The organism is Brunnivagina elsteri CCALA 953 (assembly GCF_002289455.1).
Lineage (GTDB): Bacteria > Cyanobacteriota > Cyanobacteriia > Cyanobacteriales > Nostocaceae > Brunnivagina > Brunnivagina elsteri.
Genome location: NZ_NTFS01000011.1, coordinates 25,661 through 37,168, shown reverse-complemented (window position 1 = coordinate 37,168; position 11,508 = coordinate 25,661). Strand labels below are relative to the sequence as shown.

Below are 11,508 nucleotides of genomic sequence, written 5' to 3'. Positions count from 1 at the left end.
ACTTGAAATTTAATTTTGGTCTCATCCGCAAATATTTGTTTCGCGATCGCACGTGCTAAAGAACGAGAATTTATTAATATACAATTCTTTGTTGGGGAGTCACTGTTTTGCAGGGGTACTTACAGAAGCCGAAGAAGCGCGTCTACCCCCGTGTTATGACAAGTAATGTTGTCAGCGAGTGCGTAACCCAACATCAATCTACATAATTACAGAGTTGTATTTTATTTCATTTAGATTCCTTAGGCTTTGCCGCAGGTGCATTAATTGTTTCCAGCATTAATTGATAGATATGAGTCTGGTCTACCGCACTAGCAACCCCAGGAACATTATATGTCTCAGCATTCCCTCCAGGGTGATGATCCACAAAAGTAATTTCTTTACCTACGTATTTATCGAGCTTGACGGGACCTCCTTGGTAGTAAACTGGTACTAAATGATTACTATGACTTCCCCAACCGTATTTAATTTTGGCATCGCTACCCCAAAAATGACCTGCTTCTTCGGGTTTATGCTTTTCGTAAGTCAACTTTTCCGCACCAAATTCTGCTAGCAACTTGGGGAAATTGGGGTTTAGGGTCAAATAGTGGTCATGATCTGCGGTGACAATCAGCAAATTTTTCTCCCAACCACCATTTTTACCAATCCAGTTAATTATGGTTCCCACAGCTTTGTCGAAATCTTTGACCGCTCCAATTAAGTTATCCATATTATCATCGTGGGCAGCCCAATCAATATCCCCTCCTTCCACCATCAACCAAAAACCATCTTTATCTTTGGATAAAACAGTTAATGCAGCTTGGGTTAAATCTGCAAGGGTAGGGTTTTCATTAATTTCTTTTTTGATAAATTTGGCATCAGTTTCACCCGAATTGAGGGGACGTACTTTATCTGGTAAGGGAACCTGATTGTTTTCGTCGGTTGTGGAGAATAACGAAGAACCATTCAAACCCGTACTACTATAGTCACCATTCGCCGTACTAAAAGGTAGATTACCATTTTGCCCGCGAGCGCCATATATTCCTAACAATTTTTCCCCTTTATTCGGGTCAATTGTTGCAGCAGTTTCCAGTAAGGTTTTAGCTGCATTTTTACCCCGCTCTAAAAAGGTGTAACCATAGGAATTAGATTTGGGCTTGGTTGTGAGTTCGTAATAGGTAAATTTATCGATGTAATTCCAGTTATACCATCCCCCCACCGCATTACTATTTTCCGTATCCAGGGGATGACCACCACCCAGTAAAACTGTAGGTTTAAATATAGTTAGGGTTTGTTGGAGAATATTATCTAAATCTGGGCTAGGATTGCTAAACTTGTTACGGCGATTTACGAAGGATGCTGCCGCACCTGGGGTAGCATGGTTAATTGGGACTGATGTAACTAATCCTGTGGATTTACTATGGCGTGCTGCTTGTTCTAAGATGGTTGTTTGTCGTTGTTCGTAGATATCCACCCCCATTGCATTATTGTAAGTTTTCACCCCTGTGTACAGTTCTGTCGCTGTATTTGCAGAGTCGGGAGGATTTTGTTTAATATATTCTTTGTCGTTACCCTGTGTCCAAGGATTAGCTCCACCACGGGCAATGTCATAACCAACAAGATTTCCAGAATCCCCATTATTGAAAGCCGGATTAAAATTAAATCCCTTCAATACAGAGCTTTTCCCAGTTGCCGGATTGGAACCATCCAGTGCCGAGTTAACCGCAGATAATTTCCCATCGCTACCTGTGATAATTGTCCCGTAGGTTGATGCAAGGGTGTATCCAGTTAACTTTTGAAAATTTAAACCTTGACCTTGACCACTTGCGTACATGGGATTACCATTTGCGATCGCACCTGCACGAGTCATCTCCCATCCCATCCCATCACCAATCGCTAAAATAACATTAATGCCATTACCGGGGATTACTTGCTGTTTAGTTGTTGGTATACAGCCAAAGAATAGTAATGTGATGCATAATCCCAAAGCTAGAAATCTTTGCGGTTTTCGACGTAATAAAATCATTGTTCTAAGGTGATTTCCAAAATCAAAATTACCACACAATCTCATTTCATCGTCGGTACTATTCGGTGAAACTCACCCTTCTTCTACCTAAGTCTAGTGAGGATAAGGGACTTCCAGAAAATATAATCTCCCAGCTACACATAGAATTTTTCGCTTAGATGCAATATAAATGAGGGCAAGTAACCGTTTGCCCTGAAAATGAAAGGAGAATTTATTTCATTTTCATGCTCAAATCTAACCACTTAGACTGAGTAATTGGGGCACTACTCGAAATATAATCAACACCAGTTTCGGCAACAGTGCGAATCGTATCCAAAGTAATATTTCCCGAAGCTTCAATTTTGATTCGACTATCTTGTTGACGTATCATCTGCACTGCTTTTCGCATCATTTCCAAAGGCATATTATCCAACATAATGATGTCAGCCTTATGTAATAAAGCCTCCTTCACCTGGTCTAAAGACTCCGTTTCGACTTCAATATTGAGAGGATAGGGAATGTGTTCTCTAACAGATGCGATCGCACTTCTAATTCCCCCCGCAGCAGCAATATGATTATCCTTGAGCATGACAGCATCATCTAAACCCATGCGGTGATTAATAGCACCACCTAACAAACTTGCGTACTTCTCCAAAATCCGCAATCCCGGAGTTGTTTTCCTAGTATCCACCAACTTCACAGGTAAATCGGCAATTTTTTCAGCATACTGACGAGTTAAAGTCGCAATCCCACTCAAGCGCATCACCAAATTTAGTGCTACCCGTTCCCCCATTAATAGTGCATCCATCGAACCATGCATTCTAGCAATCACCAAACCGCGATCGCAATATTGTCCTTCCACAGCAAAGGGTACAAAACCGACTTTTTCATTCAAAAGATGAAATACCCTCGCTGCAACAGGTAAACCGACTATAACCCCCGATGCTTTGACAATCCATTCCGCTTGCCCCTCAGTAGAATCCATTGCAAACAAACTTTGAGTAGTGCGATCGCCCCTGCCAATATCTTCTAATAACCAGCTTTGCAGTAAAGGATCCAAAATCACGAATGGAGGTAGAACAGCAGTCAAATTTTTCATGGTTAGTGGGAAAAAAGCCGAGACAGTTAATATTGTAATTAAGAATGTGCTTTCTTACTATCAATTCAGAACATTTCTCATGTTAAGCACTAATTTTAATTTTTGCTTTTTATTTTATATCCCCGGATATAAAAATTCGGGGATATTATACATCCCAACAAGTAATATTACATTTCCCTGAGTGGCATAGCCAACTGCTGGAATTGGTTCGCATAACCATCTAATCCAGCTAAATCTGCATTTTTTTGAGCTTCCTTTAGAGATGTACAGATATGGGAAATTAACTTCCGCAAAATACCTTGTTGTTCCAAATAAGATTGGAGTTTTTGCCAATAATTTGATTCCTCATCTTCACCTTGACAATCTAACCAAAGTTGACGTTCTTCTACAGGAAGAAGATAATAAATTGCCGATAATTCTCCCGCAAAAGCATCATCTCTACAGCTACGTAAATCATCCAAAAGTCGCCAAGCAATACCAAATGATTCATACGCTTGACGAACTAATGCAGTATCAAACCCAGTATTTTTAGCAACAAGGATGGGAATAACTAAAGTAGTACTGAATTGCTTACAAAATAGATTGCAATAAGAATTGATACTGTCAACTTCTGCGGGTTCATGAATTCCACTGAAATAATTATCAATTAATTCCTCGACTAATTCCTCACTATTTACAATATTTTTTGTTAAATCTATAGCAGCATAATGAAATTTTACCCAAGCGGAAGAACGCAGATGCAATAGCAGATGACTAGTGGGAATTTGACCATTAGCAAGACGATCGTCAAGCATATGCACAAAATAAGCCATTGCTTGAGCAGAAAATGCATTTTCAAGTTCAGATGCTTGTAGAACTGGCTTTGCTTGCTGCATCCAGTGGATTAATGACCAACTAGGAGCGTAAAATTTAGTAAAAAAAGTTAGTAAATTAGAGATTTTAAACCCGGTATAATAGCGCTGAATTACAATAACTGCTGAATCTTGTAATGAAGCTGGTAACGAACGACAAAGCAGAATAATTTGACGATTCATTAATGCTAAAATTGCGGATTGTTGTTCATCGAGTGCCACCTGACCAAAATTTACTGATTTACATTCTTCTATATTCAGAATTTTAGTTTTCGAGTTTGTGTGACTAGAATTAGTTTGATGTAAGTTATATTTTGGCTTTAAGTAGGTTTTTGGTAGTGCATTCATATTCATGTTCATATTTACAATTGTAATAATTCGCCAGTGAGCTATTATTTCGGGTATTCTGTAATTTCGTTTTGATTATTTATCGTGTATTAAAACTGTATATTTAATAATTATAAACTTAGCCTAGAATCTGTTAGCTTATTCCAGTACTAACACCTAACTTAATTCAAACTTTTATTAATGATGATTCTGTTTTACTTACGTACAGAAACAATCATAGATAACCGATAAAATTCTTTCTTCCTTCTTCTCTTCTTGGCGTACTCTGCGTCTTGGCGGTTAATTCCTTATTTATCCATATTCCTTCAAAAGGAGGAAACCCGCACTCAGCCAATGTGCTACCTTACCAACACTTATCCTAGAATTATTAAAAGAGACTTAATAATTCTTTGCATTAATTTTTTTTATAACCTATGCAAACAGCTACAGCTTATCCCACAACCTCAGTACCCGGTCAATATTGGCAATGGCGAGGGTATAACGTCCACTACGTCAAAGCTGGAGAAAAACACCCAAACCGTCCAGCACTACTATTAGTACATGGCTTTGGGGCATCTACCGACCACTGGCGCAAAAATATTTCCGGGTTGTCGTCAGACTTTGAAGTCTATGCAATTGACCTATTGGGTTATGGGCGATCGCAGAAGCCAAAAATAGAGTACGGTGGAAATCTCTGGCGTGACCAACTTCATGATTTTATCACCGAAGTGATTGGTGAGAAGGCTGTATTGGCAGGTAATTCCCTTGGTGGTTATGCAAGTTTGTGTTTAGCTTCCCAATGTCCTGATGCTGCTGCGGGATTGGTATTATTAAACAGTGCTGGACCATTTAGCGAAATTGACTCGACTGCTGAACCGGAAGGAATCCAAAGTGAGATTCAACCACCTAAGCAAACCGAACAATTACAGAAATTATTGGGTGATGTCGTCAAATGGATTTTTAAACAGCCTTTAGCGCAGTTTCTCTTATTTCAATATATGCGTCAACATTGGGTAATTAGACAAACCCTGGAAAAAGTATATTTAGATAAAAGCGCAATTACAGAACAATTAATTGTAGATATTCATCGTCCATCCTGTGATGAAGGTGCATTTGATGTTTTTGCTTCCCTATTTGCTAGTAAACCTCAAGGGGAAAAAGTTGATATATTGTTGAAGCAATTAACTTGTCCTTTGCTATTATTATGGGGGGAAGCTGACCCGTGGATGAATGCATCGGAACGTTCAAAACAATTCCGCAAATATTATCCTCAGTTAACCGAGCATTTTCTCAAAGCTGGTCATTGTCCCCATGATGAAGTTCCCAACCAAGTCAATCCACTTTTAAAGGAATGGGTTTTGTTAATGTCGGAAAATTAATTTGATGTTTTCGATATTAGAGTAGAGACGTTCTAATATGGAAATATGGAAATATGGAAATATAGAAAAATATAGACGTTCCACCGGAACGTCTCTACGGTGATGTTAACCAATCAAAAATTTGGTCTAACTCGCTAATTGTCACGAACCCATACTGCCAAAGAATCATTGGTAGTAGATTTGGGGTTTGCTCTGAATGTCGTAATGCCAACAGTAAATTTTTCGTCGGGATTGCTAAATCGGCTTCTAAAAAACGGATAAATTTAACAAAGTTTAGTTTGTACATTATTGTTAACCCTGGTTTCTAGCAAACCTAGAGATTACACATCAAATTTGAGGAATTTGTGAGGATAACAATGTTGCTCAGTTAAGAATTATTTTGATGTAATTTTCTCTATTTAAAGAAATTAACAATCTTCTCCCGATTGTTCGCAAGCACCAATCGAAACCCAAGTACTAGAACCATCTTGCCAATGTTCTTTTTTCCAAATTGGTGCTTGATGTTTTAGCCTATCTATGGCATATTGACAAGCAGCAAATGCTTCCGCACGATGGGGACAACCAACAGCGACTAAAACGCTAATTTCACCGATTTGCAAACGTCCAATTCGGTGATAAATAACTATACGGTTAACATCTGACCATTTTTGGCGAATATCCGCAGCTATCTGGTAAAACACTTGCAAAGCCATTGGTTCATAAGCCTGATATTCTAGACAAATAACCGCTTTTCCGTCGGTTTGATTGCGAACCGTGCCACTCATTACCACCACTGCTCCATTGCTAGGATCATCAGCTTGAGCGTAGATATCTGTCAAAGATAATGGTGCAAAATGAATGGCAAAACTATCGTTAATGTGAGGCTTTGCTAGGGAAGTCAAAGTAGATGTAACATCTGCATTCATTGAGTTTACTGTGGATTGGTTTCGATACTAAAATCTATTTTCCCCTAGAATTAGCATTGATGTGATGCTTCTTAATTTTCGCAGGATAGATTTCATCATTGGAAAATCCAACATGCTTAACCAAAAGTTACGCTATTTTTATATATCAAGTAATTGCAGGTATATTTAACCCACATTCCGCACGTCAACTTGTAGTATACCTAGTAGTACGAAAATTTGGGGTAGGCTTGCGTTTGATTTCAATATAAATACTTGATTTGTTCAATCCAAGCGTTCGTAAAACTACTCAGATTTTGTAATCATTACGTATTACATAATGAAGTGCGAAATGTGGGATTTAAATACGGAATTATTTGTTTGATTAAGTGATATTCCTAGTAATGATGATGCCAAATATGGATGGTTCCACAGCAATTAATGCTATCCACAGAATTAATCCATTAGTACCAGTAATTGCAGTTAGTGGACTTTTAACTAATGAACAATTTCCCATCAGCAAAGAATCGAATCTAACAGCTTTTTTACCCAAACCATATACATCGCAAAAATTATTAGAAATACTACATAAAATGATAAATAATATTAATTAATAATCCGAATAAGTTGAGTGAACTATGGATAAAGTCATTGGGAATGTAATTGATTTTACTCTGTGGAATGAGTTGCTAAGGCAATATGTTGATGAAAAAGGACAGGTTAATTATTTTGCATGGAAACAGGAACAACCGACAATTCTTGCTGATTGGCTTTTGAGTATTGCTCAACCAGATATTAATATCATTCATCCCAGTACTAATATTTCCGAAAAACTAGCTTTTTGGATTAACCTATATAATGCTTTTACCATTACGACAATTTTAGAATACTATCCAATTAAATCTATTCTTCCAAGGATTTTAGGAATTCCCAATTGGTTGGGATTTCTGAGTTTTTTTCAACGTCGAATTTATCTAATTGGTGGCAAATATTATAGTTTATCTGGAATCGAAAATAAGATTCTTCGAGAACAGCTACAAGACTCACGAATTCATTTTGCGATTGTTTGTGCTTCGATTGGTTGTCCTTTATTACGTAATACTGCTTATTTTCCACAACTAGTCCAACAGCAATTAGATGATGATACACGTCGTTTTATCAATAACCCAGAAAAAGTGAGTTACGATGAAAAAAGTAATATTCTCTATTGTAGTAAAATTTTTAAATGGTATCGCTCAGACTTCTTAAAAACCGCACCATCAATACCTGAATATATTCGCTACTACTTAGACAAAGACCTAGCAATTAATCCATCAACATCTGTAAAATATTTAGATTACGACTGGAATCTCAATCAACGAATATCTTCATAAAATTGCTTCAAATAATTAGCATCAACACCAATTCCCCATAAAATTCCAATGTACAAATAAATGGCAGTAGCTTTCCAAACACCCCAATGAGCAACACGGCGATCGCAACTAGTAACGATACGATTAACTAACCGTATTTTACCTCGCTACGATATCCTATCGAACAATAGACAACAATTGCTGTATCAAGAGAAATAGATAATCTGTTTACCCAATCAGACTTATTAAAATCTACTCTTTCTGCATTTTGGAGATGACTAACTGTATATTCTTCTTGAGTTCTGACATCAAGTAAGTGTAGAGGTTCTATTTTTTGATTTGTATTTGTATTTGCTAACCATTCAGCTAACTCTTGAATGCTAATTTGTTGAACTTTAGGAAACTTAAGTTTGATGAGAATATTAATGATTTTAAATAGAATATCTCGCATATTAATTAGAACTATTTCAACTTTTTAGTTCTTATCTTTTACCCAAAGAGCTAAACCACCACCTCTACCCCTAGCAGCGATAAAATCTTCGTTGACTAAAAAGAATGCAAAGAAAGGTAACTTTCCAATTGATGCATCATAAAAATTACTTGCTTGAGTTTTGCTACCGGGAAGTTTGCCATTATACAATCTCAGCTTAGATAGAGTAATTTCCATTTGGTGAAAATCAAAACCTAGAAGATTTTTCTTTTCTATATATTGAGATAATCCTGATAATTTTAGTGACAATAAACCTAATTTAATCTGATTAGTAATTTCTCCTTGATTTTGAGTATCTTCTGAAACGGTAAATGAAATATAAGCTGGAGTGAATTTCGGTATATAGAACCCTTTTCCCAAAATAATTCCACCACGATTCTGTACTTTACGAGTACCCGTTGCAAAACACAATTGCCATTTTCCAACAAGTGATGTCAATGGATATGTTAGTCGTTGTTGTTTTGCTGTTTTTTCTGCTTGAATAAGTGCCTCAACTACTTGATTTACGTCAGGTTTATTTTTTGAGTTTTCTCGATATGCATTTACAGCTTGTGTCAACTCAGTTGTAAAATTACAATTAGATATTGATGTGAAATTAGTAGTCATAGGATTTTAGATTTATTACTTGTACTATAGCTTTATTTATAAATATTGATTGATTAGAGAATATTTTTCAACGTAGTAGATGTGTAAATGTAGCTATGTGTCGGAAGGACTTAGTACTTACCTGTCGGTTCGTGATTTGCCTCTATAAAGTAAAATTTCACATGGGGAATTGACCATTTAATCAATTTAAAACCTACTATTATTAGTATAGATCGAAATTAACTATGCTCAGGAAAATTAACTATGCTCAGGAAAATTTCCTACTTTTGGTTACATCACATACATCCTCGGTTAATTACTTTAATCGCTGTACTTGGTATTGGTGGATTAGGAATTTCTCTACTTATTTTATTTATCGTCGCCAAACTTGCTGAAGAAGTTTTAGAAAAAGAGGCTTTTGTATTTGATAAAACTTTTTTATTGTGGCTACATCAATTTGCCAATCCCACCCTCGATAAGTTAATGTTATTTATTACTCAAATTGGCGACCCAACTACAGTAATAATAGTGGCAGGTGTTACTTTAGCAATTCTTTGGTGGCGAAATTATAGATTAGAAATAATGGTATTTATATTAAATTGTTTGGGTGGATTAATTTTAAATACAGGATTGAAATTATTTTTCTCTAAACCCCGTCCACAACTTTGGAAACAGCTAATTGTTGAAACATCTTATAGTTTCCCTAGCGGTCATGCAATTGGTTCTGTGATTTTATATGGTTTTATTACTTTTTTATTAACAACTTTTTATCCTAAATATTCTCCAATTATTTATACTTTAGCAGTTATTTTAATTGGAGCAATCGGCATAAGTCGGTTATATTTAGGAGTTCACTGGCTCACAGATATAATTGCTGGTTATGGTGTTGGTTTTTTGTGGTTGATGATATGTATTATAATACTCAAACTGCAAAGATTGAAACAAGGAGAGATGACAAGCGGAAGAAGCGCGAGAATATGAGATGGGAAAACCAAGAACGATTATTTTGATATGCGATATACCAGAGGCATTAAGCTCGCGAAATTTCGCCGCTTATCGCAATTATTGGTAGAAAAGTTAAAAGACAACTCATCATCACTGACAAATTGTCTTAATATATATTTTGTAAAATATCTATGAGCGTGGAGGGACTCGAACCCCCGACCTACAGGACCGGAACCTGACGCTCTATCCACTGAGCTACACGCCCTTATCTCATAGACCCAATGATTATAGCAGCTTTTAGGAAAAAGGGTAATACCCAACTTACAAAAACCCTGCTGGGTCAATTGGTGTACCATCTCGACGCACTTCAAAATGCAAGTGAGGACCAGTAGATAACCCTGTGGAACCAACTGCCGCTATTGGCTGCCCTCGTTGTACTGATTGCCCTTCCAATACGTATAATTGGCTACTATGACCGTAGAGAGTGGTAATATTTTTACCGTGACTAATGATGACCGCATTCCCATAACCACCATACCAACCCGCAAATATTACAGTTCCAGAGTCGGCAGCACGGATAACACTACCGTAAGCACCCGCAAAATCCATACCAGTATGAAGTCGGCGATATCCCAGAACAGGGTGCATTCTCCAACCAAAAGGACTGCTGATGGGTGCATCGCTGGGGAATCCAAATATACCAGTACCTTCCAAAAAACGTTTACCAAGGGCTTTAGCTGCAGTTTCTCTGGCTTTAGCTTCAGTTATTTTTTGCTGAATTAGATTACCTATTGCTTGGGAATCCTGTTGTAATTGATTTTCGGCTGCGGCAAGGGCAATGCGATCGCTATTTAATCTTTGAATTAATTCCCCCTGGGATGTAGACTGGGCTTGATAGTCGGATTTTTGGGCGAGTAGTTGCTGCCGAATCAAGCTAATTTCATTTTTAACTTGCTCGACATTGGTTTTTTGCTGGATAATCTGATTTGCCGCTTCCGTAAGTTTTCCTAATATACTTTGGTCTGCTTGATACACCATCCTTAAGTGTCTGCGGCGACTGAGAAAATCGCTAATACTGCCGCTTTGCAACAATACAGCCCATCCTTGATGATTGGGCGATCGCTGTAAAAATCGTAACCTAGCGGTTGTAGCGTTTTGTCTATCTAGGAAGGAGTTTTCGGCAGTTGCTAATTCAGCTTGGAGTTGCTGGAGACTTTGTGTTGCTAACTGAAGACGGTTTTCGCTGTCTTGAATTTGGGAATTTGTGGTTTGCAGATTTTGTTGGAGGTTGTTGAGTCTGTCTTCAGCAACATTTTGTAAATTGGTCAATTTTGTCCGCTCTTTGACGACTTCTTGATGTTGCTGTTGGAGTTGCTGCTGTTGTTGTTTCAAGGTTTCGACAGGTACAGATTTAACTTCTGCTGTTCGCGATCGCACGGGTTCGGATGCGACAAAAATACAAATAATGCAACTGATGACAAAAACAAATCCTAAAAAAAATTGCTTCTTTTTCAAATAAACGGCTCTCATGCTGTTAGACTCACCACAGCTAGACACTGCAAACGACAAAAGTATTATTCCCAAAAAAAACCGTTCGCTACCATCAGTTCGCAATTTA

General features: G+C 37.4%; 12 protein-coding genes and 1 tRNA gene. 4 read left to right on the top strand and 9 right to left on the bottom strand.

The genetic code is table 11. The annotated features are described in order from the left end of the window. Positions 1-226: 226 nt before the first annotated feature. From CK510_RS02025 to CK510_RS02015, 3 genes are all read right to left on the bottom strand, one after another. A complete protein-coding gene (locus tag CK510_RS02025) occupies positions 227-2,002 on the bottom strand; it encodes an alkaline phosphatase (RefSeq protein ID WP_095720094.1) in 1,776 nt (591 codons plus the stop codon). A 211-nt stretch (positions 2,003-2,213) separates the two neighbouring features. Beyond that, positions 2,214-3,080: a carboxylating nicotinate-nucleotide diphosphorylase gene (gene nadC, locus CK510_RS02020; RefSeq protein ID WP_095720093.1), complete on the bottom strand. Its 867-nt coding sequence runs from the start codon at positions 3,078-3,080 to the stop codon at positions 2,214-2,216. Between the two features lie 167 nt (positions 3,081-3,247). Then, positions 3,248-4,291 (bottom strand): hypothetical protein, encoded by a 1,044-nt coding sequence (locus CK510_RS02015; protein WP_211293062.1) that lies wholly within the window; start codon positions 4,289-4,291, stop codon positions 3,248-3,250. A 401-nt stretch (positions 4,292-4,692) separates the two neighbouring features. On the opposite strand from CK510_RS02015, the gene CK510_RS02010 reads away from it, so the two are divergent. Beyond that, positions 4,693-5,637, top strand: coding sequence for an alpha/beta fold hydrolase (locus CK510_RS02010; RefSeq protein ID WP_095720091.1), 945 nt, complete (start codon positions 4,693-4,695; stop codon positions 5,635-5,637). Positions 5,638-5,731: 94 nt separating this feature from the next. On the opposite strand, the gene CK510_RS02005 is transcribed toward CK510_RS02010, so the two are convergent. Beyond that, entirely contained in the window at positions 5,732-5,923 is a 192-nt protein-coding gene (locus CK510_RS02005; protein WP_095720090.1) for a DUF2949 domain-containing protein, read from the bottom strand. Between the two features lie 121 nt (positions 5,924-6,044). Then, on the bottom strand, positions 6,045-6,542 hold the full coding sequence (locus CK510_RS02000) for a molybdenum cofactor biosynthesis protein MoaE (protein ID WP_095720089.1): 498 nt from the start codon (positions 6,540-6,542) through the stop codon (positions 6,045-6,047). 365 nt (positions 6,543-6,907) lie between these two features. On the opposite strand from CK510_RS02000, the gene CK510_RS01995 reads away from it, so the two are divergent. Together CK510_RS01995 and CK510_RS01990 are read left to right on the top strand one after the other, a co-directional pair. Continuing rightward, positions 6,908-7,132, top strand: a complete 225-nt coding sequence (locus CK510_RS01995) for a response regulator (protein ID WP_245911808.1) — start codon at positions 6,908-6,910, stop codon at positions 7,130-7,132. Positions 7,133-7,156: 24 nt separating this feature from the next. Further along, positions 7,157-7,891, top strand: a complete 735-nt coding sequence (locus CK510_RS01990) for a DUF547 domain-containing protein (protein ID WP_095720087.1) — start codon at positions 7,157-7,159, stop codon at positions 7,889-7,891. 127 nt (positions 7,892-8,018) lie between these two features. Here CK510_RS01990 and CK510_RS01980 read toward each other — a convergent pair whose 3' ends face one another. After that, positions 8,019-8,321, bottom strand: coding sequence for a rhodanese-like domain-containing protein (locus CK510_RS01980; RefSeq protein ID WP_095720086.1), 303 nt, complete (start codon positions 8,319-8,321; stop codon positions 8,019-8,021). A 24-nt stretch (positions 8,322-8,345) separates the two neighbouring features. Then, complete coding sequence (locus CK510_RS01975; protein ID WP_095720085.1) at positions 8,346-8,966, bottom strand: hypothetical protein; 621 nt, start codon at positions 8,964-8,966, stop codon at positions 8,346-8,348. A gap of 243 nt (positions 8,967-9,209) precedes the next feature. Between CK510_RS01975 and CK510_RS01970 the strand changes: the two genes are divergently transcribed. Continuing rightward, the gene (locus CK510_RS01970) at positions 9,210-9,926 is read left to right on the top strand and encodes a phosphatase PAP2 family protein (RefSeq protein ID WP_095720084.1); all 717 of its coding nucleotides are present in this window, start codon (positions 9,210-9,212) and stop codon (positions 9,924-9,926) included. A gap of 156 nt (positions 9,927-10,082) precedes the next feature. Here the strand turns inward: CK510_RS01970 and CK510_RS01965 are convergent. Together CK510_RS01965 and CK510_RS01960 are read right to left on the bottom strand one after the other, a co-directional pair. Beyond that, positions 10,083-10,155, bottom strand: a tRNA-Arg gene (locus CK510_RS01965). Positions 10,156-10,211: 56 nt separating this feature from the next. Further along, on the bottom strand, positions 10,212-11,420 hold the full coding sequence (locus CK510_RS01960; RefSeq protein ID WP_095720083.1) for a murein hydrolase activator EnvC family protein: 1,209 nt from the start codon (positions 11,418-11,420) through the stop codon (positions 10,212-10,214). Between the last annotated feature and the right edge of the window lie 88 nt (positions 11,421-11,508).

Excerpts from the sequence above, each read along its gene's own strand:
- CK510_RS02025 (WP_095720094.1), bottom strand. The coding sequence starts at position 2,002 with ATGATTTTATTACGTCGAAAACCGCAAAGATTTCTAGCTTTGGGATTA.
- nadC (WP_095720093.1), bottom strand. The coding sequence starts at position 3,080 with ATGAAAAATTTGACTGCTGTTCTACCTCCATTCGTGATTTTGGATCCT.
- CK510_RS02015 (WP_211293062.1), bottom strand. The coding sequence starts at position 4,291 with ATGAACATGAATATGAATGCACTACCAAAAACCTACTTAAAGCCAAAA.
- CK510_RS02010 (WP_095720091.1), top strand. The coding sequence starts at position 4,693 with ATGCAAACAGCTACAGCTTATCCCACAACCTCAGTACCCGGTCAATAT.
- CK510_RS02005 (WP_095720090.1), bottom strand. The coding sequence starts at position 5,923 with ATGTACAAACTAAACTTTGTTAAATTTATCCGTTTTTTAGAAGCCGAT.
- CK510_RS02000 (WP_095720089.1), bottom strand. The coding sequence starts at position 6,542 with ATGAATGCAGATGTTACATCTACTTTGACTTCCCTAGCAAAGCCTCAC.
- CK510_RS01990 (WP_095720087.1), top strand. The coding sequence starts at position 7,157 with ATGGATAAAGTCATTGGGAATGTAATTGATTTTACTCTGTGGAATGAG.
- CK510_RS01980 (WP_095720086.1), bottom strand. The coding sequence starts at position 8,321 with ATGCGAGATATTCTATTTAAAATCATTAATATTCTCATCAAACTTAAG.
- CK510_RS01975 (WP_095720085.1), bottom strand. The coding sequence starts at position 8,966 with ATGACTACTAATTTCACATCAATATCTAATTGTAATTTTACAACTGAG.
- CK510_RS01970 (WP_095720084.1), top strand. The coding sequence starts at position 9,210 with ATGCTCAGGAAAATTTCCTACTTTTGGTTACATCACATACATCCTCGG.
- CK510_RS01960 (WP_095720083.1), bottom strand. The coding sequence starts at position 11,420 with ATGAGAGCCGTTTATTTGAAAAAGAAGCAATTTTTTTTAGGATTTGTT.